The organism is Aquiflexum sp., from assembly GCF_041751335.1.
GTDB lineage: Bacteria > Bacteroidota > Bacteroidia > Cytophagales > Cyclobacteriaceae > Aquiflexum.
In genome coordinates this window covers 1-23,144 of record NZ_JBGSXS010000051.1, presented here as the reverse complement: position 1 = coordinate 23,144, position 23,144 = coordinate 1, and the positions used below count along the sequence as shown (strand labels likewise).

The following is a 23,144-nucleotide window of genomic DNA, read 5'->3' as shown; positions in this document are numbered from 1 at the left end:
TCATAGTAGGTTAAAGTATATATTGGGAAAGATCTCTGTTCTTCACTAATGAACTCAATCTTTCCTCCACCATTTCTTTGGTTATCATGATTTTGGAATTTGCTTGGATCGTATCAGGTACGTCAAAAAGGAAATCATTCAACAAATGACTCATAACGGTATGCAACCTCCTTGCACCTATATTCTCAACATCCTCATTGATTTTGAAGGCCAGTTTTGCAATTTCTCTGATTGATTCATCATTGAAATCCAAAAAGACCTCCTCTGCCTCAAACAATGCCTGATATTGCTTGGTCAAAGCATTTTTTGGCTCTTTCAATATCCTGTAAAAGTCGTTTTCTGTTAGGCTGTTAAGTTCAACTCTGATCGGAAAACGTCCCTGAAGCTCTGGGATCAAATCAGAAGGCTTGGCGACATGAAAGGCTCCCGCTGCTATAAAGAGCACGTGATCTGTATTGACTATCCCATATTTGGTATTGACTGCACTACCTTCTACGATAGGCAATAAATCCCTTTGTACACCTTCCCTACTAACATCGGGGCCACTTCCTCCTTTTCCACTTTTTGAAGCAATCTTATCGATTTCATCAATAAAGATGATACCTTTATTTTCCGCCAATCTGAGTGCCTCTTCTTTTACCTCATCAAAATCAACCAATTTGGAGGTTTCCTCTTCCATCAGGATCTTCCTGGCCTCGGCAATGGTCACTTTCCTTCTTTTAGATCGTTTTGGCATCATGCCCGAAATCATATCCTGTAGGCCAGCCATACTGGCATCATCCATCATACCGTTTCCGATCATTCCAACTCCTACTGGTGGACTTTGTTTGACATTGATTTCGATTTTTCTGTCTTCCATTTCCGCGTTTTTCAATTTTTCCCGAAAACGGTCCCTTGTGCGTTCATTGAGATCATCTTCTGATACGAGTTCAGGTGTAAAATCACTGGAAACTGAAGTCGTAGGTCGGGCGAAACCTGCCGTTTTCACTGGGGGAATCAAAATATCCAAAATGGCCTCCTCTACAGCGAGAGTGGCTTTTTCCTTTACCTCTTCATTTTTCTTATCCTTGACCAAATGAACCGCTTGTTCAACCAAATCCCTAACCATACTTTCCACATCCCTTCCTACATAGCCCACTTCAGTAAATTTGGAAGCTTCTACTTTTGTAAATGGCGCATTGGCTACTTTGGCCAATCTCCTTGCGATTTCTGTTTTACCAACTCCTGTGGAACCGATCATTAGGATGTTATTAGGGACAATGTCTTTTTGAATGTCACCTTTCACATTCATTCTCCTGATCCTATTTCGGAGTGCAATGGCTACATTTCGCTTGGCGTCATGCTGTCCGATGATATATTTATCAAGCTCTCCCACAATTTGCCTAGGGGTTAGCTCATTGATTTCATTCCTCATATTTTTATCTTTAAAACGTTCTCCATTCATTAATCGAGGTGGAAATTCCAAAAACATTGGAACCACCCGGTATATTGTAAAACATCCTGGAATAGGATAGTTCAAACTTTTTGACCTTGAAAGCAAAGCCTCCTGAAAAGCCTCCTGCACCTGCTCCGGTAGAGGTTCCAAATTCCTTTCTTATCAGGTGATTGTAGCCCAAGCGAACTGTGAAATTCTCACTTGGCAAAACCTCAACCCCAAGTACAGCACGCCTGAACATCTTATCAACTAATGACACATTCTCTCTGTTTAATGAAGGGTCAGGAAGAAAGAAATCCCGTTCCCTTCCATTCAGGTTTTTTAATGTGAGATGAAACCTGAATGGCGCATATTCAGGCTTGAAACTCCCCCCAAACCGAACATCAAATGGAAGTTGAAGCTTTTGACCCTCAATGTAAGTACTCATGTTAAACCCAAGATTTCTTACATTCAGCCCAAAAACCAAGTCTTTTTCGGGATGATGGTAATTAACCCCAAAATCAAATACCATGGCATAAGCCTGATAACCTTCCAATACAGAGCCAAGAATCTTAACATTGGCTCCATACCTGAATACGCCCATTTTTTGAGCATATCCAACAGCAAAAGAGAATTCATTGGCTCCAAAGTCACCTGTGGAAATTCCTATGGGATCAAAGCCTTCAAAATTCCCGTAATCAAAATACTGTAAGGCTACTCCGAATACACCACCATTTGAAGCCTGAAAATTATACCCCATAGTCGCCACATTGATCCCACCCGGAAAATTGAGGTAATGAAATGCCGGGGTATTTATGGAAACACTATCCAATAATGCAGGATTTGAGGTAAACATCAACACATCATTTCCTGATGTAATATTCACGCCTCCCAAACCCGCCAATTTGGTAAAGGAAGGATTGTCAATGAAATTATATGCCGATCTGGAAGTTTGGGCATTTGCTTTATGTTGAACCATCGAAAAATAGCCCAAACCAAAAACCAAAATGTATTTTAAATACTTACCCAAATTGTCTTCAGCCTTTAGATTTCAAATTGATTGACAGCATCAGGATTCAAAAGCAATGGTCTGAACTTCCTTCGGAAATCTGAATACCATTGCATCTTCCACCTTGGTTTTCATCAAAGCTATCTCCAATACCTCCTCAACCTTATCTACAAAATGGAACTGAACACCTTTAATATATTCTGCATCAATTTCTTCAATATCTCTTCTATTATTCTTGCATAGAATAATATCTTTTATTCCAGCTCTTTTTGCAGCAAGAATTTTTTCTTTTAATCCCCCAACAGGCATTACTTTACCTCTGAGGGTAATTTCCCCTGTCATGGCTAGCCTGGATTTTACCTTACGTTGGGTATAAATTGAAGCCATGGCTGTCAACATAGTAATCCCGGCAGAAGGACCATCTTTAGGTACCGCTCCAGCTGGCACATGGATATGGAGGTCATATTGATCAAACACCCTTTCATCTATCCCCAATTTAAATGCTTTAGATTTGAGGTAAGATAGTGCAGTCATAGCTGATTCTTTCATCACTTCACCTAACTGACCTGAAAGGGTTAATTTCCCTTTACCCTTGCTCAGAGAAGTCTCAACAAAGAGAATTTCTCCTCCAACTGATGTCCAAGCAAGGCCGGTAACCACACCTGCTACGCTGTTATCCTGATAAAACTCTTTATCAAAAATTTCACCACCTAAAATTTTCCTAACAATTGAGGTACTGATTTTTTTGGTATATTCTTCTTCCATAGCAATAGACTTTGCAACGTTTCTCACCACTTTACCTATTGCTCTTTCCAAACTCCTAACACCCGACTCACGGGTATAATCCTCAACAATCTTAACTACCGCAGCTCTATCAAAAACTATGTCTTTGGCTTTTAATCCATGCTCTTTCCGTTGCTTGGGAATTAAATGCTTTTTGGCAATTTCAATTTTTTCTTCCAGTGTATAACCTGTCACCTCAATCACTTCCATCCTATCTCTCAGTGCAGGCTGTATAGTATCCAAAGAATTGGCTGTAGCGATGAAAAGGACTTTGGATAAGTCATATTCCACCTCAAGATAATTGTCCACAAAAGTACTGTTCTGCTCAGGATCTAAGACCTCTAAAAACGCAGATGAAGGATCCCCTCTAAAATCAGAACTTAGCTTATCTATTTCATCTAGAACATACACAGGGTTTGAAAACTTCACTTTTTTCATGTTCTGTATGATCTTACCTGGCATGGCCCCCACATAAGTTTTCCGGTGTCCTCTGATTTCAGCCTCATCATGAACTCCACCCAATGACATTCTCACATATTTTCTTCCTAATGCCCTGGCTACTGACTTTCCCAAAGAGGTTTTCCCCACTCCGGGAGGACCATATAAGCAAAGTATTGGACCTTTTAGGTTATTCTTCAACTTCAATACAGCAAGGTATTCTATTATTCTTTCCTTTACTTTTTCCAAACCATGATGGTCTTTGTCCAGAATAGTTTTAGCTCTCCTCAGATCAAAGTTATCCACGGTATATTCATTCCAGGGAAGCTCTACCAGTGTTTCCGCATAATTAAGGGCAATTGGATATTCTGCAGCAGATGGATTGATACGTAATATTTTATCCAACTCTCTGTCGAAATGTTTGGCAACTTCTTTTGACCATTTTTTCTTAACTCCTTTAGCACGCAGTTCTTCTACTTCCTTTTCAGGACCTTCCTCACCCAATTCCGTCTGAAGTACCTTCATCTGCTGTCGCAGGAAATAATCTCTTTGCTGTTGGTCTATATCTGTATGTACTTTCTTTTGGATTTCGCTTTTCAATTCCAACATTTGGATATCCTTCATCATGAATTCCAACAGAAGCGTAGCACGCTCCACACCATCATTGATTTCAAGAAGTCTTTGTTTGGAATCAACTGGAGCATTGATATTGGATGAAAGGAAGTGGGTCAAAAAAGCAGTGTTATCTATGTTGTCCAAGGCCACTTGGGCTTCTCGGGGTATTTCAGGATTAAGATGCAAAATTTTTGCGGCTGCATCTTTTAAGGACTCCTCAAGTGCTTGGATTTTTTTGCTGTTTTTAGGAAAATTCTCCTCGAGGTATTCTACCCTAGCCGTGAAATAAGGATCTTCGGTCAAAGGTTCCAATATACTGAACCTCTTTTTTCCCTGAATAATGATGGTTGTGTTTCCATCAGGCAGCACAATCATCTTGATGATTTTTGCCAAAGTGCCTACATGATATATGTCTTCCCATGATGGGTCGTCGTTTTGAGGATTGATCTGTGCACAGACACCGATCAGTTTGTTGCCCTTTTGGGCTTTTTTCACTAACCTGATAGAACGCTGTCTTCCGACTGTAATTGGAATCACCACACCAGGGAATAAAACGGTGTTTCGTACTGAAAGAATGGGGACTTCTTTGGATAGGTCTTCCGGATGTTGTTCCGAATCTTCCTCATCATCAGTGATGAGTTGGATAAGGTCGCCTTCTCCCGCGTAATCGCCTACCATAAATGATTGATATAATTGGTTTTCGTAATTGTTCATAAAGGACAATATGACAGTTAAAGTGCCACGTTATTTATTAAAAGAAACAAGAACCTTCAAGTTAACAAGGTTCTCACCATAAAATCAATGTATATGCCAAGGTTTATTTAAGTACAAATTGGCAGGTTAATAAGAGAAGTATTCGGGGTCGAATTCCAAGAATAACCTTGAATTGTTATAGGCATAAAATTTATCTCCACTTTGAAAAGAAAGAACTATATCATAATTATGGAAACTATATCCCCACAGATTTGAAACATACGCCTCTTCGAGTGTAGTCAGATTTACACGCAATACACCTGAAGATGTAAGTAAATAAAGATTGTCTTTGATCACAAATATTTCATTGGATCTAGTAATTCCACCAGGATTCAATTCTTTGACTCTGGGATATGTTTCTGAAACAGGGTCAAACTTCATCAAAGAAACACCAAAAGTCCCTTCATATTCCTGACCCAACAAATACAATTCTCCATTATACCAGAAAGGAATATATCTTCTGATATAAGGATCTGTTTTTATCATATTTTCGAACTTTTCCCAAACTCTATTTTCAAAGTCATATCGCCACCTATCATTTACCTCTTGATAACCAATCCCATCAGTCCATGAAAAGCCTCCATCATAATACAGATATTTATCAGTTGCAAAAACAGCCAAAGGATAAGTTGAAGTTGTTGGGATATTCTCCAGTTTAACAAGTCTTTCGGTATTTGTATCAAATTCAAAAAACTCGGGGTTCCTGAGGGGATTGAATGAATTTCTGGATGCAGAGTATATTTTCCCTTTTGGACTTGATATCGCAAATATTGATGCCAAATCAAATGTACTTTGTCCGTTACCAGTGACAAACACGAATTCCTTTGTTATGGGATTCATTTTAAAAACTGACTTTTCTCTAAATAAGTATCCAACATCGCCTACCGAAACACCTCGCCCTTCTATACCATGACCTGGCCTAAAACTCTCCGGAATCATCATAAAAGGAATGGAAGCATCTTTAAATCTCACCGTGACAAAGTTTTGGGATCTTACTCCTGCATTATTCATGTGAATTTTCATTTGCCTTCCCATTGGCCTATACTGTCCATCGAAATTTAAGGTTATATCCCCTCCTTGAATATTCACAGGATAGATAACAGCATCAGGTACATCTACAATAAATTGATTGTAATAATAAAAGTGTGGATTAGGATTGATAGTCTTTACAAGAATTGATTCCCAAGAATAAATTTCAAATTCCTGACCGGGTTCCAATTCACTGGGATTTATTTTGACAAGATTTGTTATTTCAAATTCCTGACCTCTGATTTTAAGCACAATTTTTGGCAATTGATCCACAAATAGTGCTGTTAGCCTAAAACTGATTCTGTTTTTGGTTGATTCAATTATTGGTAGAGGATATTTTACATCGTTAATCTCATTTTTATATTCTATTTCGGAATTCAGGTATCCCAGAAAATCCCCATGTATATAAACTATTTCATTATAGTTTTTTTCTTGCAAAGGAGATTGAAAAATCTGGGGCCTTTTGAACGCTACCATTTTTTGCACGATAATCTCTTTTTCGGCAATTTTGATATAAAAATCTATCGGTTCCGGATTAATTGAATATGAAGCGACATCAAAGGGTCCCGGTAAAATAAACCGAAAATAATCATCAGTAACCTCAATGATTCTAGCTATATTATCTCTTACCCACACCGAATAATTTTCAGGTCTCCTGCTAAAGTTTTTTCCAAATACGGTGACCGTATCTCCAAAATATACTTCTTGAGGTAATTCTATTTTCTCAAATATAAATCCTGCCGAACCTTTACTGATGAATGTGACAATATCAGAATAGACTATTCCTACCTTGGTTTTGACAAAGGCTGCTACCTTGAATTCCTTTCCCTTGACCATAGAATGCCGTGCTGACATTTCAAAAAAAGCGCTCGGTTTACCAGAGTTTTTTGTTATCTCCCCATTTTCATAAGTAGGATTTGCTACTTCGGCATAGACAAATCCATACTCCAGAATTTCATCAGAGCCAAAATCATATACATTTGCCGCAAACTGAACTCCATCTTCATCAATATCCTGAATAAATGCTATACTGAATCTTGGATTGGTCCTTGGAGTAAGCTCTTCCTTTTGACAGGAAAACAGAAGTGTTGTCAAGAGCAAGACCGATAAAATAATTTGACTTTTCATGATTGAATTTGATTAAAACCTTACTCCGATTAAAAATGAGAACATGATATGATCATATGTAGCCACCCTATTAAGAACATTTGCCGAAAAAGAATTTCTTAAATAATCCACCTGTAATTCAGAAACAAAGCCTATCCTGCTTTTAGAATTGAAATGCGTCCCGATTTTAACAGCGGGAGATACGACCTGTTCTGATTTGGTCATTATTGGTCTTTCATAAATAAAGGTGACAGACCCGTTTTGATAATGGTCATCAATCATTGAAAATTCACTGACAAATCTATTTGCCCTTAATGTCCCGCCAACTCCCATATAAGTCTCAGAATTACCTATTCTTAAAAGAGAATAATTGAAAAATATGGGTGCAAATATGGATGCTAATTTAAATGTTTCCGTTCCTGTCACATCTATATTTGAATCAATAAATTCTGTATTTAATGTGTTATTTTGAGAAGTAAATCCTATTGATGCATCAAATGAAAATCTGGGTGCCTTACGAAATTCATATAATTTAATTCCTGCCTGAATCATGGGAAATAGGTTTTTTTCAAAGACGTCATATCTTCCAATACCGCTAAAACTATTTGCCTTATTGGATAAATTGAGGCCTAAACTTGCCACTGTAGAAAATTTTAAAAAGGGTATCTTTTCAACATGTATCTGATATGACAGATTTTCACATAAATGATATTTTTGGAAAATTGAAATTAAATCCTGTTCATTAAAGCCTGTCGATAAAATACTTGTCTGCAATTGGGTACCGCAATCACCTGCCATCACACTGTTGAGGACTCCCAAATAAGGCTTCCTATTTGTATTTTTCACTTGCCTTCCTGACTCATCAAATGTCTTGAAGGAAAACTTTAACTCCACTTTCCGATTGCCATCATCCAAAAAATACCTACTCTTATAAGAGATTAAACTCAACTTACCAGAGAACACTATTTGGGCAAAAACTTTTCTTTCCAATTCAGGTAACTCTAAGCTCAAAAAAAGGCGTCCGTTATCCAACCCAAATCCTCTTATCTCTTCAGGTGTATATATTGATTCTTGATTGTTCCCTCGGTTAAATTTTATTGATTCTGAATAGTTAAAATCAAAATCCCGAGGAATTTCCCCATAAACTTTCTCTCCCGAATTGGTGATGATATAATCATTTTCTTGAGCCTTAATTTGACCGCTGATAAGAATAAATAGACTACAAAAAAACATTAAAAACGCATTTTGCTTTTTCATGGATTTGGGGATTAAGGAAGTATATTGTAAGCCAGAGGAACATCAAGTAATAAGCAAATCAGAATTAGATTCCCTTTCAGGATTTAAGTTTAATAAGTAAAATAATTAGGGTCAGTTTCATAAATTTTAAAACCTGGAGCATATGTATAAATTTTATTTTTATAGGTAACGGTTGATAATTGGTCATACCCCCAATAATAATCTCTGATATGGGACTCAGTAAAAGTTAACAAATCAATTTTTGAATATTGATGTCCATAAAAGAGAAATAACTGATTGTCTATAACGATAGGCTGATTGGTTGTTACCTCTCCCTTCCTATCGATTGTTTTAATCGTTATCCATTCTTCAGTTGCTGGCGAAAATTCCTGAATGACGTTAAAATCATCAGACCAATTAAGCAACCCGACAGCATAAAGCTTTCCTTGATATCTAAAAGTCTTCATGGTGCCCTGAAACCCAGTCAAAGGAATCGTTTTATCCATTTTTCCCCAAGTCTGACTGTTCAGATCAAATTTGAATCTTTCGGTTTGCTCTACAAGCGAAGAATTTACACGAGCAAATCCCCCGTCTAAATAAAGGGAATTCTCAGTTGCATACACATATTTGGGAATAACCAATCCTGTTGGCGGACTTGGAAGCTCTTTAATCTGAGCAGTAAATGGGTCAAATTCAATCAGTTTTATAAATTGCCAAGTATAGTCCCTGTTATAAGAGCCTATATAGATTTTTGAATTGGGAGCTAAAATTGCGAAAGCACCTGCAAGGTTTCTTACATTTGTGTCAACCTGCCTCACAGTTTTGAGCTTTTTAGTTTCAGGGTCAAAACTTATGATTTTGTTTTTCCAGATAAAAAATAATTTGTCCCCAACGGTTATCCCCCTTCCAAGGTCATCAAATGAAAACTCCGTTCCAAAAATATCGCCCACATCCAGAAAAGGAAGCGTGGGATTTGATACAATAAATTCTGCATAATTCTCAGACCGGATGCCAGCATTATTTGACCAAATTTTGACTTTTCTGGTAATTTCTGACTGCCCAAAACCCAATTCAAATCTGATACTATGTTCATTAGCCTCAACTGTATGAAAGGACATACCAGGAGGTTCCGAAATAAACTCATTTGTAAAGTATGGCCCCAATCTGAAATTTCTTCCAGTTAAAGTGTGTGAAGCCCCTATTTCTATTCTTCCCTCCAAAACTTGCCCTATATCAATTTCAGAAGGATTATAAGAAAATGCATTTTCCAGAAAATAATATTTACCACGAATAAGCAGATTTACTGATTGTTGTTTTTGGGGATTCTCATTTCTGGAACTAAAAACTATCTTTCCTTTTGACCATTCAACGATATTTATGTCATTATATGGCTGATCTTCAAACCTCACTGCTGCTATCGGAGACTCTAAATAATCCCCAAATATGGTAGCCACTCCATCAAAATCTGCATTTGGAGATTGTCCCAAATAAAAAACAGGGGCTTTGAATTTCATTGGCAATTCGACTTCGATCAGTTTTTGGGCAATCGCTATTGTAAATCGCGCTACCTCCGACTCTCCGGGCTGTAAGCTTTTTGGTATTATAGCTTTAAAGCTTGTTTCGGATATGTCAAATACATCAATCTTCATTTCCCTGTTACCGGAAATATTGAAATGATAATTTGCCGGATCTCTACTAAAATCTCTTCCAAATACCTGAATCGTATCCCCATAATAAACCTCAGTTGGCATTGATATCCTCTCAAAAATAAACCCACTAGACCCCAATGAAACAAATTCAGAAAGCTGTGACATTACCAGACCTTCCTTTGTCAGTAAATATGCAGCAACCCTGTATGTCTTACCATATTCCATCGAATGGGTGGCCCTCATTACAAAATTTCTTGGTGGGGACCCTTTTCTACTGATAATCTCACTGTTTTCAAGGTTTGGATTATAAGAACTCGAATACAAGAAGCCGTATTCCAATATAGATTCTGATCCATAATCAAATATATTGGCTGCAAATTCAACTCCCGAATTACTGATGCTTTGAATATAGGCAAGGCTAAAACGAGGCGTGGTCCTAGGTTTTATTTCATCATTTTGACAAGAAAAACTGATTACTGAAATTGTCACCAACAATAATCCTGATAAAACTCTTTCCATATAAAGACTTTTTAAAATCTGTACCCTAAAAGAAATAATGCTGAAAATTGATTGTATTTAGAGGTGTCGTTAATCAAATTAATTGTATATAAATTTGATTGGAAAAAACCCTGAAATTCAGTCACAAAAGTTCTTCTTTTTCCTTTCTTCCATTGGGCACCAGCTTTGAATGCCGGATTTAAAGCCTGATTTTTTCTTTCTACGAATCCGTCAAAAATCAATAATGTAAAAAAATCATTTTTGAGAGAGTAATCCATAATCGAAAAATCTATTTTTTGTCTTGTAGAACTAAATATCCCGCCCAAACCTACATAAACTTCTGATGTTCCTAGATTAACAAATGAATAATTGAAATATAAAGGAACCAAAACGGTTAATTCTTTGAAAACTTCAGTGCCGTAAACTATATCTTCTCCAGTTTCAAACCTCGAATCCACAGAAGTCTTCCCATAATTGAGGCCTACACCAAAATCAATGGAAAAATTTTTGATGTCCGGAATTTGCTGAATTCTAATTCCCGTCACTAGTGTGGGAGATACAATGTTGCTAAAACTATCTGCCCTTTCAGAATGCTTCTCCTGTTTAATTATACCTTGAAATACAGTTCCAGCTAGTACAAAAGGATAAATCTTAACCTTTTCCAAGACAATTGAATCTGAATTATTATTCGTATAGTCATCATAAAAACAATCATGACATTTTTCGAACCCAATACCGAAAGAATTTAGGTGCAGAAAAAAAATAAGTACCCAAACAAAACCCTTTTTAAAAACCATAGTGAATATGTTGTTTTTAGGTTAGTCAAAATTTCGGTTTAAAAGCTATTCCTAATTATTTGGGCTAATTCTAAGTAAAAAAAACATCTAAAAAAATAAGGGAAATCTACACGATAGATCTCCCCTATTTAAATGATTGATAATCAGTAAATTTATTTTATTTTATCCCGTAAAAATCTTCAAAATATCATTACCAATGGCAAAGACCATCAGTGCCAACAACATCACCATACCCACCTTTTGGGCGTTCTCTAGAAACTTATCGGAAGGGGCCTGACCTGATACCATTTCATAAAGGAGAAACATTACATGTCCCCCATCCAATGCCGGTATTGGTAATAAATTCATAAATGCCAAAATCATGGAAATCAAACCTGTAATGCTCCAAAATTTGACCCAATCCCATCTGCTTCCATAGATCTTTGCCATTCCTATAGGACCACTAACATTTTTGGCAGATACTTCTCCTGTGAACATTTTACCCAATGCCCTGGCATTGATAATTACCACTCCAAAAGCCCTTTCCGTACCCTTGACAATAGATTCACCAATCGCATATTTTTGGACTACAGGATCTATGGGAGCATTGAGAAAGCCCAAAGTCCCCTCTTTACTGATTTGTACCTCTTTTTCAATTTTTTGCCCATTTCTATCCACCAATAAATTGGCCTGCTCACCCTTCATTTGAGATAATGTAGCCTGCAATTCATTGATATATGAAACTTCTTGATCATTGATGGATAAAATTCTGTCTCCATTTTGTAAACCTGATTTTTCAGCTTCACTGCCAGGAGAAATTTCCATCACTTTAATGGGATGCCTGATATCCAAAAACTGCCCCATACTTTCTTCATTGGAAAAGGAATTAATAAATCCTCTCGGAATTTCAATTTTGAGGACTTCTCCATTTCGGTCAACTGTGTAGTAGCCCTCAGAACTGAGAAGCGCGTTGCCACTGCTGAGGTCTCCAAGTGTCTTATATGGCTCTCCGCTAATATCCAATATTCGATCCCCATCTTGGAAACCAATCTCTTGACCTATTTCATAAGCAACTATTCCATACTCAATTACCTGATCTCTTGAATAATAGGTTTCGCCTCTTTGATGTACCAAAATAACAAAGATCACTATCCCGGTTACTACATTGACAATGATTCCGCCCAACATGACAATCAGCCGTTGCCATGCAGGCTTAGATCTAAATTCCCAAGGCTGTGGTTCAGAAGATAATTGTTCGGTATCCATGGACTCGTCCACCATTCCAGAGATCTTTACAAAACCTCCCAAAGGAATAGCACCTATGGAGTATTCTGTCTCTCCCCATTTAAATCCAACTATTTTTGGTGGAAATCCGATGGAAAATTTTTCCACACGCATACCAAACATCTTGGCAGTCAATAAATGACCCAATTCATGTAATCCAACTAAAATTGACAAACCCAGAATTAACTGGGCTACCATTATCAATGTATCCATTATATATTTTTCTTAATTAATTCTTCAGTTATAATTCTGGACATGTTGTCCGTTTCTATATAATCCAATAAACTTGGTTTTTGGATAAATGTTACTTTTTCTAACGTTTTCTCAATCAAATCTGACATTTCAAGAAAACCAACTTTATCCTGCAAGAAAGCAGCTACAACTATTTCATTTGCAGCATTTAACATGCATGGGGCATTTCCTCCTCTTTTGAGGGCCTCAAACGCCAATCCTAAATTTTGAAAAGTTTCCATATCTGGTTTTTCAAAAGTTAAACTTGGATAATTAGCAAAATCAAATCTTGGAAAGTCAACTTTTAATCTTTGAGGATAGCTCAAAGCAAACTGTATGGGGATACGCATATCAGGCAATCCAAGTTGCGCCTTGATCGAGCCATCCTCAAATTGTACCAATGAATGAATAATGGATTGGGGATGAACGATTACCTCAATTTGATCTATGGAAACACCAAACAGCCATTTGGCCTCAATGACCTCAAGCCCCTTGTTCATCAATGAGGCAGAATCAATTGTAATCTTCGCACCCATATCCCAATTGGGATGTTTCAAAGCCTGGGCTTTGGTCACATGCTCCAAAAATGCTTTGTCTTTTCCTCTAAAAGGCCCACCAGAAGCTGTCAGAATAATCTTTTCAATAGGATTGTGAAATTCTCCTACCAAACATTGAAATATCGCTGAATGCTCTGAATCAACAGGATAGATATTTACACCCTTTTCTCTTGCCAATTGAGTAACAAACTCACCTGCCACTACTAGGGTTTCTTTATTGGCGAGGGCAATCTGCTTTCCTGCTTCAATGGCTTTGATGGTAGGAATCAGCCCTGAATAACCTACCAAAGCGGTAAGCACCAAGTCGATGCCTTCCATGGTTACTACATCAGCAATTGCCTTATCTCCCGCAAAAACTTTGATATCCTTAAGAAATAAAGCATCTTTTACTTTTTGATACAGACTTTCATTCCCAATAACCACACAATTTGGCTGGAATTTCAGCGCCTGTTCAATCAATAAATCTGCATTATTTTGGGCAGTCAGGACTTCTACTTGAAAATTTTCGGGGTGGGCTTGGATGACATCCAGGGTTTGGGTTCCGATACTACCTGTTGAGCCTAAAATGGCTACATTCTTTTTTCCTGACATTAATTCAAATTGAATTACCAGGGTGACAACAAACACAATATTTGCTGACAATCCCTACTTTTCTAATTTGACAAAATTACAAGGTTAAAAGACTTTTCCTTTAATTTTTCCTGTCTTTTTGAAAGTTTATAAATTTACCATTTAATTAGATACAGAGAACTTGGCTTTTTTTTATTTGTATATCAACCTAAAATTGAATAGTCCGTAATGGAAAATATGCTTAAAAACATCAAAATCGTTCTTTTGGCCTTTACAGCGGGTATCGCTGGGGCTTGGGTATTTCAACAATTTTCAAATAATGAAATGGTCACCGAGACCAATGAAGCATTGTTTAGGGAAACGCCAAAGTATCAAGTAGGTTATGTGGAAGCACCACGGGAGGTTGTCGATAACCCAATTTCATTTGTGGAAGCTTCGGAAAAAAGTACCCCCTCCGTGGTTTTCATAAAGAATTTTTCAGGGACAGACCAAAGAAGGTATAGCATATTCGATTATTTTTTTGGAACAGGTCCAAATCAGAGAGTAAGCACAGGTTCAGGAGTAATTATTAGCAAAGACGGCTACATCATTACAAATAATCATGTGGTGGATAGGGCAGAAACGATTGAGGTGGTGCATCAAAAGAGGACCTATACTGCCAAATTGATCGGTACGGACAAAAATACAGATATAGCAGTGTTGAAGGTGGAAACTGATAATCTGCCAGCTATCCAACAGGGCAGCAGCAGGAACCTTAAAATCGGCGAGTGGGTCATTGCTGTTGGAAACCCCTTTAACTTAACCTCCACCGTGACTGCAGGAATCGTTTCTGCTAAAGAAAGACAAATCAATATTTTAGGGGGTGAATTCCCATTGGAATCATTTATTCAAACTGATGCACCCATCAATCCGGGAAACTCGGGAGGGGCATTGGTCAATATCAGAGGTGAATTGGTAGGAATCAATACAGCGATTCTTTCCCGAACAGGATCCTACACAGGTTATGGATTTGCTGTACCAGTTGACATTGCTATGAAAATCGCCAATGACCTGATCAAATTTGGTGAAGTACAAAAAGCCATCCCGGGTTTGGAAGCTGTCGAAATAACGCCTGAACTTGCCGAGGAGATGGGGCTCAAAACTTTGGATGGAGTGATCATCACCCACGTGGTAAGGGGCGGTGCAAGCGAAAAAGCAGGACTTCAGCGCAATGATGTCATTACCAAGATTGAAAATATTGACATTACTGGAAAAGGTACTTTTGAGGAAGTTCTTTCCTATTACTATCCTGGAGATAATATTCGAATTCAATTTCAAAGGAAAAATGAAAATAAAACTGCCCAGCTTGCATTACAGAACTTAGAAGGAGGTACTGGAATAATCAAAAGAGAATATTTCTCTTCCAATATTTTGGGTGCACAACTTGAAGCAGTAAATACGCTTGAAAAAGATAGGCTAGGTATTGATTTTGGGATAAAAATTACCGGTATGACGCGAGGCTATTTGAGGGATTTAGGTCTGAATAATGGCTTTGTCATCACCCAAATTAATGGTGACCCGGCAAGAAATCCTGAGGAAGTGGGCAAATTTCTTGAAAAATTCAGTGGAAGACTGAGATTGGAAGGAGTATCTCCAAATGGTCAACCGTTTATGCAATCCTATAATGTGAGATAATTTGTTTAAATTATAGCTGAATTTACATTTGAATTAAATCCTCTAATTGGTTTATTCATGAATCTCTCAAAACTTAAACGCATAATAAAACCATGAAAATTCTTCCTCCTACATGCGAAAAGTGCTTTGATGATTTCCAACAGGCATTAGATGAGTTGAGGGAAGTAATCAGACCTTTAAGGAATACCCCCCTTGATCCCAAAGCCCAACACAAAGTTATCAGGACATTTGAGCTGACACACGAACTTGCTTTGAAGACAATGGCCGAATTCTTTAAAAAACAAGGGAGACCTCCATTTTCAGGATCTAGAGATGCCACTGTAGAAGCTTTCAATGAAGATTTGATTGATAATGGCAAAGGTTGGCTTGACATCATTATTGAAAGAATAAAATTCAACCCCTTATACCCTGAGGATTATGAAGCGGAATTCAGCCAGAATATCATCAAAAAACACATTCTTTTGTTGGAGAATTTTGAAAGGAAAATGATTGAAAAGTTAAACAACAGCTAAGCAAAAAAAATATTTCAAAAATATTTCAATTGTCTTGTAGCACTTTTGAAGAATTTTTCGTCAGGGGAGAGTAGCGTTATTACAACATCATTTTCTTTAACTGTTATTTGCCATGAAAACAACCCTCCTCCCCCTAATTAGCAGACCACTCAATCTGGTATTGGCTCTCATGATGTTTTTGGTTTTACCATCCTGTCATGATGAAGTAAGTAGTACAGTCACTTATAGAACTTCCATCCCAGTTTATTTGGAAATGAGCACAGTCAGAACTTCAGATATTATTATCGAATCTGGAAGGGAACTGGACAACCCAGGCAAAATTTACATTTATGGTGATTTTTTATTTGTCAATGAACCCAACAAAGGAATCCATATTCTTGACAACTCCAACCCTGCTTCACCTGTAAACATCAATTTTATCAATATCCCCGGAAATGTGGATTTGGCTGTAAATACGGATATTCTATATGCCGACAGCTATGTGGATTTACTTGCTTTTGACATTTCAGATCCTAGAAATATCAAAAAAGTCAACAGGGTTGAGGATGTATTTATGCACATGTATAGCAATCATGCAACCAATACCATTATTACCTGGAAAGACACCGTAATGACCTCTGACTCTGATATGATGTTTGGCTGGCGGGGAAGATGGGGAGGTATGTGGATGGTTCAATCAGCAGATGCGAGTTTTAGAGGTAATAGTGGCGGTGCTCAAAGCTATGGCCAAGGTGGTTCTATGGCTAGGTTTACATTGATGAGTGGTCATCTATATGCTGTGGATGATTATAGCCTGCGGGTCTTTGATGTCATGCAGGAAGACGATCCCAAACATCTTAAAAACATTGATCTAGGTTGGGGTATTGAAACTATTTTCCCTTTCAAAGACAAACTTTTTATAGGTTCAAATACCGGTATGCATATTTATGATGCCAGCAATCCATCTGACCCCAAAGTCATGTCAGTGTATCAGCATATCACTGCCTGCGACCCTGTGGTAGTCAACGATGTTCATGCCTTCGTGACTTTAAGATCAGGTATGTTTTGCAGGATGGGAGTAGATGAACTTCAGGTGGTGGACATCACGGATCTTTATCGACCAACTTTGGTAAAAGCCTATCCCATGTTGAATCCCCATGGCTTGGCTTTGGCAGGTGATTATCTCTATGTGGCTGAAGGAAAACATGGTCTAAAAAGCTTTAATGTGGCCGATGTTTTCAATATTGACAAAAACCAATTGGAGTTCCTTAAATCCATGAAATCAGTGGACATTATTCCAGGACCAAAATCTCTGATTGTCATCGGCCCGGATGGTGTTTGCCAGTTTGATTATTCTACCCCTTCAGTCTTAAAACCCTTGAGCTGTATCCAGGTTAAAAATCCTGTCATTGTTTGATCAACTAAACCCTCCAAAGGTTAAAACCTTTGGAGGGTTTCCTTTAAAAGTAATCCAATCATTAGAAAGTATGAATTTCATGAAAACAGAAATTGGCCCTTTATTTTTTCTTGTTTTCCTATTTGGTTTTAGCCCTGCCTTTTCTCAAAATGGGGCTTATATCAATCATACTGAGTTTGGGACAATGATTGGTAGGGTGAAAGTTTGGGACAATAATTTTGATCCAAGAATAAATTTTTCATTTCAAACCTTTAACGGTGTAAAGATTGACCAACACCATGCTGTAGGATTTTTGGTGGGTTTGAATACTTATCCTAGTTTTAATTTGGTGCCAATGGCTTTTGGCTGGAGGGGATTTTTGGAAAAGGGAAAAAGAAATACCCCCTTTGCAGGTTTTGATATAGGAAAGGGTTCTGCGATTTTGGAAAAAAGGGAAGTCAATGAATGGAGTGAGACATGGTATGAGGGTGGGTTTTTGGTTAGTCCCCAAATAGGTATCAGACGAAACTCCAAAAAAAGAAACCATGCATTTACTTGGAGTTTGGGATTTAAAAGACAGCATGCTTTCTTTTATGAAGGGGTAAGGGATTTTTTTGGTACCACAAACAGTCCAGGCAGCAATTTACCGCCGGGTTTCAGTTCTGTCCGCGAAGAATCGTATGTATTCAATAATCTATTAGTCAAATGGGGGGTAATGTTTTAAAATCAGAAAAGGCAATTCCGAAATGGAAATGCCTTTTCTGATTTTAATTGTTTACCTGTTTAATTTCTCCACTTACCACCACCGACATAAAAACCGACTGCTATGCCCAAGTAGGCGTTACCTGTTTCACCGATTACTGTCCCTTGTGTATTAATGAGTTCAGATTTTGGAACCAAATTATAGTCCAATGATAGCCTGAATTTTGCAGCTTCAAATCCTGCTCTTAGTACGGGTGCAAAAGCAGAATTGCCGGACAATGTGCCATAATCATCCGGGTCAACTGTTGTGTCGAACTCAACACTTGCAAAATTCATCCACCCTAGGCCCGCTCCAACAAACGGGGCAAAATTACTCCCAGCCGTTTTGAAGTAATAATCATAAGTTAAAACATAAGATCCATTTATTGCGACCTTAGCACTTCCATCATCCGAATTGGAATAAATAACCAAATCCCGTACCATGGCAGCACCCCCAATTCTTAACCCAATATTCATGTTGTCCTGAATATTGTATTTGGGTTCCAAATAAAACAACATCCCACCCCCGCCTGCCATCGGAACGGTATATCCTAAATCCAATCCAACCCTAAATTTTCCCTTTTCCTGGCCATTGGCAGTAAAGCTAAAACCAAAAATCAGGACAGCTAAAACTACAATTACATTTTTCATAGTGTGATTTTTTATAGTTAAAATAAAGTAAAACAAAGTAAAAATAACAATTTTAGACTCAAAATAACTCAAATGCAATGGAAATGTTTAATATTTGAAAATTGAAATTTTTATTCCTGAGACATGTTAGAAGTAAATGGATTGGTCAAAAAATACGGTAAACTCAATGCCGTGAATAATATCACTTTCAAATTGAATGGTGGCGAGGTAGTGGGTCTATTGGGTCCTAACGGTGCGGGAAAAAGCACAACGATGAAATGTATCGTTGGGTTGCTGAGAAAAACTTCGGGTGAAATCACCATAGGAGGTCATGACCACTTGTCGGTAGCTGCCAAAAGACTTTTTTCCTACATTCCTGAGACTCCTCATGTATATGACCTGTTGACCATCAAGGAGCATTTGCAATTTATCGCCCAGGCATATTCGGTCAAAGATTGGCAAACAAAAGCCCAAGAATGGATGGAGCTCTACGACCTTACTGATAAGCAGGATAAATTGGGCCGGGATTTATCCAAAGGGATGAGACAAAAAGTTTCCATCTGTTGTGCCCTATTGCCTGATCCACAGGTTTTGTTTTTTGATGAACCCATGATCGGACTTGATCCCAAAGCCATCAAAAATACCAAGAAGATCTTCAAAGAATTGAAAGAAAAAGGAAAGACAATATTGGTGAGCACACATTTGATAGATGGTGTGGAACATATTGCTGACAGGATCATGATCATGAAAGATGGCAATATCATAGGAAATGACACCCTATCGAACCTTAAAGCCACATTCAACAGTGGTGCAGATTCATCTTTAGAGGACTTGTTTTTAGAATTGACAAAGGATGAATGAGTTTAAGCTTTTACTTCGAAAGGATCTCTTTATCCTGATCAACAATATCAAACTTATTCTAAAGAATCCGTTGCGGTTGTTGCCATACCTATTTGTGGTAGGTTACTTCAGTTTTTTTTACCTCAGGAGAGGAACAAAAAAAACGGAATCAGGCGACTTGGACATGGATCAGTTCCAGGAAGCCGCAGATCAGATTGGTGAAATTAGTTTTGCCCAACAGAATCTTCTGGGGGGTGTCACGCTATTAGCTTTGGGTTTTTTAATGTTCCAATTGTTCAAGGCTACCAAAAAGAATGTAAGTTTTTTCAGCATGGCTGATGTCAATCTTTTATTCACTTCCCCCGCTGCCCCTTCAAAAATTCTGCTTTACTACATGATCAGATCTATCTTCCCTGCGGTAGGTGGCAGTTTTATTTTTGTTTTATACAGCACCGCCCAACTCAATGAAATGTATGATTTCAACATTTGGAATCTCTTGTTGATGTCTATGGGATTGACCTTGTTTTTCTTTATCCTCTCCCCTATTCGTTTTTTGGTTTATACCCTCAATACCAAATATGATATTTTACCTTATGTCAAAAACGGGGTGTTTGCCTTAGGGGGAATTTTATCCCTGATGATTTTGATCCCCGGGATAATGGCGGAAAAATTCTGGCAGGGAATGTTTTCATGGATAGGATCCAAATGGTTTGATTTCTTCCCTTTGGTAGGTTGGAGTCGGGGAATCATCACCTACTTGGGCCATGAAAATATCTGGATTGCTTTTGGGTTTATTGCAGTGTATATACTTTCATTCTTGCTGATAGTGAATTTGGTGATAGTCCATTCAGGATACTATTATGAAGACGTATTGGAATCCACCAAATCCAATGAGGAGGTCAAAGAAAAAGTGAAAGGCAAGCGGGAAGCATCTGAATCTTCCATGAGTCTGAATACCAAAAAGAAACTGGACCTGAAGGATTTCGGGACCGGTGCAGTAGCGCTATATTGGCGAAATTATGTCCACAGTTCCCGACAGGATTTTCATCCGCTTTTTGGGCTGTATGGGTTGATATTTGCAGGTATTGGTATTGTGATGGCTATTCTCTCAAATTTTGATTGGTTCAACCACGCCATCATTTATGGGTATTTGGCCATGATGCTTGGATTCTATTTTCTTGCAGGAATGGGGCGGACAAATGTAGGAGATCTAAAAAAGCCGTTTTTCATCCTTATCCCCGCCTCTTGGCCTTCCAAATTCTGGAATATCATCAAATTGGACATTTATCAGACTTTGATCTTTGCAGTGATCCTGATCATCCCAACAGTCCTAATTGCCCAATTGAGCTGGGGTTTGATGATTCTTTTCCCTTTTTGTATGGGGACATTTTACATAGCCGGGTTTGGGATTACCTTGACCACTCAGGTCGGATTTGATGAGGGCTGGGACCGCAAACTGATCAAACCATTAATTGTGGGTGGGGTTTTAATTTTCGGTATTCTACCCTCCTTGGCAGCAGGAGTTTTCGGTTACATCATCTCCCAACAGGTAGTATATGCATTTCTGGCCACAGGAATGGGAATGACCCTAGTCGCAGCTGTTATGCTGCATGTGGCTTTGGATATTGTGAGTAGGTTGGAGTTTAAGGAGATTTAATGCATATGTCAGATGACCGATGACGGATGTTGGGTTAGTCGGAAGGCGGAAGTCGGAAGAATCCACACCCTGAGGCTAAATATATGAAACCTTTGAGGTCTTCCCTACCGCGACGCTAGGACCTCGAAGGTTTTTGATTCTAAAAAATCCATCAAAATTCTCAAATAAAGCATACTCCTTGCCCTCAAGACCTTTGATTCCGCAAGTGCTGAATCAAAGGTCGCCTCTCCTTCTTTCTTGACTCCTCAATACTCGGGACAGGCTTTATTTCTAATCTTCTCGCTTCTCGGTTCTCGCCTCTCTCTTGTTTCTCAAATCTTAAATCTTAAATCTAAAATCTAAAATCTCCCCTCTCACTCCACCTCAATCCCATACTTCTGCAACAACCCCGACAATCCATCCAATGCAAACTTTGCTTTTTTGATCCTGTTGATTTCGGGATCGATGATGAAATTTTTTGCATGTCTGAAGTCTGCTTTTTCCATGATGGTATTCTCAAAAATAGCTCCTTTCAGGTCTGAGCCTTGGAAATCAGCTCCATTTAAATCCGCCTCCACAAAATCAGTTTCATACAACCGACAGTTCTTGAATCTGATATTTTTCAACTTGCACTGATAAAATGAGGTGTTGTCCAATAGGCAGTTTTCAAAATCAAGATCCAAACCTATCCCTTCACATTTATCAAACCGTAAACCCAAAAGCTTGCAATCCTTGAATTTCACTTCCTTCATAGCGGTTTTGAAAAGTTTAGCCAAACTTAGGTTACAATCCGAAAACTCACAATCTAAAAACCTACTGCCCGATAGGTCGACGTCTGAGAAATTACAGTTTTTAAAGGTACAGGATTCATATTCTCCTTTCTTGAACAGGGTCTGTGTGAAATCCTTATTGGAAAAAATCTGATCTTGGTGGTAAGTGGACATGTTTGCAAATATTTCATTTCTTTTGATAAAAGCAGGTCATAGCCTTAAATAATTTTTTATCCTTCATCTCTCTTTTGAATAGCGTTACAAACGCTGTACTCAGGGTCACAAAGCTACAAGCTTCGGACAACACCGTGTTTCTTAAAATCTTTTCTAATCGTTCATCACCCAAAGAGATTGCCACGTCGCGCTTAAAGGTATCTCACAAAATTAAGCAACCTGAAGTGCTCCTGCCAATGAAGTAAGCTTAGGAGCTATCACTTAGGTGAAGGCAGCGAAATTAATGTTACAAATCAATTGCCTCCTGCTTTAGCGGGAGGAAAAATGAGGCCTAATTTCTCCTGGCATTAGCCAAACATCATCGCCAACCTTATATCCTACTTTTCTGTTTTGGCTGTTGGTATTTTGTATTTATAAATGAATGGTCTGATTCCTATTGATAGGATCTATACCAAGATGTCATTCCTTTTCTGAATGTTTTTTCTAAAATGTTGGGGACTCGCTATGACGCAAGCCGCTTTCTTCCATCCTTCCTAAAATTTACCGACGCCCTTTATAGCTAAACAAACTACACTTCCGTCTTCCGTCCCATTCAACATCGGTCATCCGACATCAAACTCCCCTCAACCTCAACTTTTCCCCAAAAAAACCTTACTTTTATTTTTCAACAAAACCTAATAAACCCATGAAAGCTCTTGTCCTGGAATCTTACAATAATCTTGTCTACAAAGATGTACCTGAACCTGAATTTGAGCCCAATGAAGTGTTGGTCAGGGTGAAGGCATGTGGTATCTGTGGCAGTGATGTACATGGTATGGATGGAAGTTCGGGAAGGAGAAATCC

The 23,144-nt window shown here is 38.2% G+C and carries 18 protein-coding genes; 7 read left to right on the top strand and 11 right to left on the bottom strand.

Annotation, left to right across the window (positions count from 1 at the left end; genetic code table 11):
- Positions 1–10: 10 nt before the first annotated feature.
- From hslU to ACEW8U_RS02740, 9 genes are all read right to left on the bottom strand, one after another.
- Positions 11–1,414 carry an ATP-dependent protease ATPase subunit HslU gene (gene hslU / locus ACEW8U_RS02780; protein ID WP_373520506.1) on the bottom strand — a complete coding sequence of 468 codons (1,404 nt, stop codon included), beginning with the start codon at positions 1,412–1,414 and terminating at the stop codon, positions 11–13.
- Between the two features lie 10 nt (positions 1,415–1,424).
- Positions 1,425–2,444 carry a type IX secretion system protein PorQ gene (porQ, locus tag ACEW8U_RS02775; protein WP_373520505.1) on the bottom strand — a complete coding sequence of 340 codons (1,020 nt, stop codon included), beginning with the start codon at positions 2,442–2,444 and terminating at the stop codon, positions 1,425–1,427.
- Positions 2,445–2,483: 39 nt separating this feature from the next.
- Complete coding sequence (gene lon, locus ACEW8U_RS02770; protein WP_373520504.1) at positions 2,484–4,973, bottom strand: endopeptidase La; 2,490 nt, start codon at positions 4,971–4,973, stop codon at positions 2,484–2,486.
- A gap of 126 nt (positions 4,974–5,099) precedes the next feature.
- A complete protein-coding gene (locus ACEW8U_RS02765; protein ID WP_373520503.1) occupies positions 5,100–7,169 on the bottom strand; it encodes a hypothetical protein in 2,070 nt (689 codons plus the stop codon).
- A gap of 12 nt (positions 7,170–7,181) precedes the next feature.
- Positions 7,182–8,405 carry a hypothetical protein gene (locus ACEW8U_RS02760; RefSeq protein WP_373520502.1) on the bottom strand — a complete coding sequence of 408 codons (1,224 nt, stop codon included), beginning with the start codon at positions 8,403–8,405 and terminating at the stop codon, positions 7,182–7,184.
- A gap of 89 nt (positions 8,406–8,494) precedes the next feature.
- The gene (locus ACEW8U_RS02755) at positions 8,495–10,552 is read right to left on the bottom strand and encodes a hypothetical protein (RefSeq protein WP_373520501.1); all 2,058 of its coding nucleotides are present in this window, start codon (positions 10,550–10,552) and stop codon (positions 8,495–8,497) included.
- A gap of 11 nt (positions 10,553–10,563) precedes the next feature.
- Positions 10,564–11,196 carry a hypothetical protein gene (locus tag ACEW8U_RS02750; protein ID WP_373520500.1) on the bottom strand — a complete coding sequence of 211 codons (633 nt, stop codon included), beginning with the start codon at positions 11,194–11,196 and terminating at the stop codon, positions 10,564–10,566.
- 294 nt (positions 11,197–11,490) lie between these two features.
- Positions 11,491–12,804 (bottom strand): RIP metalloprotease RseP, encoded by a 1,314-nt coding sequence (gene rseP, locus ACEW8U_RS02745; RefSeq protein ID WP_373520499.1) that lies wholly within the window; start codon positions 12,802–12,804, stop codon positions 11,491–11,493.
- The gene (locus ACEW8U_RS02740; RefSeq protein WP_373520498.1) at positions 12,804–13,970 is read right to left on the bottom strand and encodes a 1-deoxy-D-xylulose-5-phosphate reductoisomerase; all 1,167 of its coding nucleotides are present in this window, start codon (positions 13,968–13,970) and stop codon (positions 12,804–12,806) included. The genes rseP and ACEW8U_RS02740 overlap by 1 nt, the downstream gene beginning before the upstream one ends.
- A gap of 207 nt (positions 13,971–14,177) precedes the next feature.
- Between ACEW8U_RS02740 and ACEW8U_RS02735 the strand changes: the two genes are divergently transcribed.
- From ACEW8U_RS02735 to ACEW8U_RS02720, 4 genes are all read left to right on the top strand, one after another.
- A complete protein-coding gene (locus ACEW8U_RS02735) occupies positions 14,178–15,623 on the top strand; it encodes a trypsin-like peptidase domain-containing protein (RefSeq protein ID WP_373520497.1) in 1,446 nt (481 codons plus the stop codon).
- A 92-nt stretch (positions 15,624–15,715) separates the two neighbouring features.
- Entirely contained in the window at positions 15,716–16,135 is a 420-nt protein-coding gene (locus tag ACEW8U_RS02730) for a nucleotidyltransferase substrate binding protein (protein WP_373520496.1), read from the top strand.
- 112 nt (positions 16,136–16,247) lie between these two features.
- Complete coding sequence (locus ACEW8U_RS02725) at positions 16,248–17,531, top strand: LVIVD repeat-containing protein (RefSeq protein WP_373520495.1); 1,284 nt, start codon at positions 16,248–16,250, stop codon at positions 17,529–17,531.
- A gap of 79 nt (positions 17,532–17,610) precedes the next feature.
- Positions 17,611–18,234 carry a hypothetical protein gene (locus tag ACEW8U_RS02720; protein ID WP_373520494.1) on the top strand — a complete coding sequence of 208 codons (624 nt, stop codon included), beginning with the start codon at positions 17,611–17,613 and terminating at the stop codon, positions 18,232–18,234.
- Between the two features lie 59 nt (positions 18,235–18,293).
- Here ACEW8U_RS02720 and ACEW8U_RS02715 read toward each other — a convergent pair whose 3' ends face one another.
- Positions 18,294–18,902 carry a hypothetical protein gene (locus tag ACEW8U_RS02715; RefSeq protein ID WP_373520493.1) on the bottom strand — a complete coding sequence of 203 codons (609 nt, stop codon included), beginning with the start codon at positions 18,900–18,902 and terminating at the stop codon, positions 18,294–18,296.
- Positions 18,903–19,025: 123 nt separating this feature from the next.
- Between ACEW8U_RS02715 and ACEW8U_RS02710 the strand changes: the two genes are divergently transcribed.
- Together ACEW8U_RS02710 and ACEW8U_RS02705 are read left to right on the top strand one after the other, a co-directional pair.
- Positions 19,026–19,742 (top strand): ABC transporter ATP-binding protein, encoded by a 717-nt coding sequence (locus ACEW8U_RS02710; RefSeq protein ID WP_373520492.1) that lies wholly within the window; start codon positions 19,026–19,028, stop codon positions 19,740–19,742.
- Positions 19,735–21,378, top strand: a complete 1,644-nt coding sequence (locus ACEW8U_RS02705) for a putative ABC exporter domain-containing protein (protein WP_373520491.1) — start codon at positions 19,735–19,737, stop codon at positions 21,376–21,378. Before ACEW8U_RS02710 ends, ACEW8U_RS02705 begins: the two co-directional genes overlap by 8 nt.
- A gap of 353 nt (positions 21,379–21,731) precedes the next feature.
- On the opposite strand, the gene ACEW8U_RS02700 is transcribed toward ACEW8U_RS02705, so the two are convergent.
- The gene (locus ACEW8U_RS02700) at positions 21,732–22,301 is read right to left on the bottom strand and encodes a pentapeptide repeat-containing protein (RefSeq protein ID WP_373520490.1); all 570 of its coding nucleotides are present in this window, start codon (positions 22,299–22,301) and stop codon (positions 21,732–21,734) included.
- A 685-nt stretch (positions 22,302–22,986) separates the two neighbouring features.
- Here ACEW8U_RS02700 and ACEW8U_RS02695 point away from each other — a divergent pair.
- Positions 22,987–23,144, top strand: a 158-nt coding sequence (locus ACEW8U_RS02695) for an alcohol dehydrogenase catalytic domain-containing protein (protein ID WP_373520527.1), incomplete at its 3' end; no start/stop codon positions are given.

Excerpts from the sequence above, each read along its gene's own strand:
- ACEW8U_RS02765 (WP_373520503.1), bottom strand. The coding sequence starts at position 7,169 with ATGAAAAGTCAAATTATTTTATCGGTCTTGCTCTTGACAACACTTCTG.
- hslU (WP_373520506.1), bottom strand. The coding sequence starts at position 1,414 with ATGAGGAATGAAATCAATGAGCTAACCCCTAGGCAAATTGTGGGAGAG.
- ACEW8U_RS02740 (WP_373520498.1), bottom strand. The coding sequence starts at position 13,970 with ATGTCAGGAAAAAAGAATGTAGCCATTTTAGGCTCAACAGGTAGTATC.
- ACEW8U_RS02760 (WP_373520502.1), bottom strand. The coding sequence starts at position 8,405 with ATGAAAAAGCAAAATGCGTTTTTAATGTTTTTTTGTAGTCTATTTATT.
- ACEW8U_RS02735 (WP_373520497.1), top strand. The coding sequence starts at position 14,178 with ATGGAAAATATGCTTAAAAACATCAAAATCGTTCTTTTGGCCTTTACA.
- ACEW8U_RS02715 (WP_373520493.1), bottom strand. The coding sequence starts at position 18,902 with ATGAAAAATGTAATTGTAGTTTTAGCTGTCCTGATTTTTGGTTTTAGC.
- ACEW8U_RS02725 (WP_373520495.1), top strand. The coding sequence starts at position 16,248 with ATGAAAACAACCCTCCTCCCCCTAATTAGCAGACCACTCAATCTGGTA.
- ACEW8U_RS02700 (WP_373520490.1), bottom strand. The coding sequence starts at position 22,301 with ATGTCCACTTACCACCAAGATCAGATTTTTTCCAATAAGGATTTCACA.
- ACEW8U_RS02710 (WP_373520492.1), top strand. The coding sequence starts at position 19,026 with ATGTTAGAAGTAAATGGATTGGTCAAAAAATACGGTAAACTCAATGCC.
- lon (WP_373520504.1), bottom strand. The coding sequence starts at position 4,973 with ATGAACAATTACGAAAACCAATTATATCAATCATTTATGGTAGGCGAT.
- ACEW8U_RS02705 (WP_373520491.1), top strand. The coding sequence starts at position 19,735 with ATGAATGAGTTTAAGCTTTTACTTCGAAAGGATCTCTTTATCCTGATC.
- rseP (WP_373520499.1), bottom strand. The coding sequence starts at position 12,804 with ATGGATACATTGATAATGGTAGCCCAGTTAATTCTGGGTTTGTCAATT.
- ACEW8U_RS02720 (WP_373520494.1), top strand. The coding sequence starts at position 17,611 with ATGAAAACAGAAATTGGCCCTTTATTTTTTCTTGTTTTCCTATTTGGT.
- ACEW8U_RS02755 (WP_373520501.1), bottom strand. The coding sequence starts at position 10,552 with ATGGAAAGAGTTTTATCAGGATTATTGTTGGTGACAATTTCAGTAATC.
- ACEW8U_RS02730 (WP_373520496.1), top strand. The coding sequence starts at position 15,716 with ATGAAAATTCTTCCTCCTACATGCGAAAAGTGCTTTGATGATTTCCAA.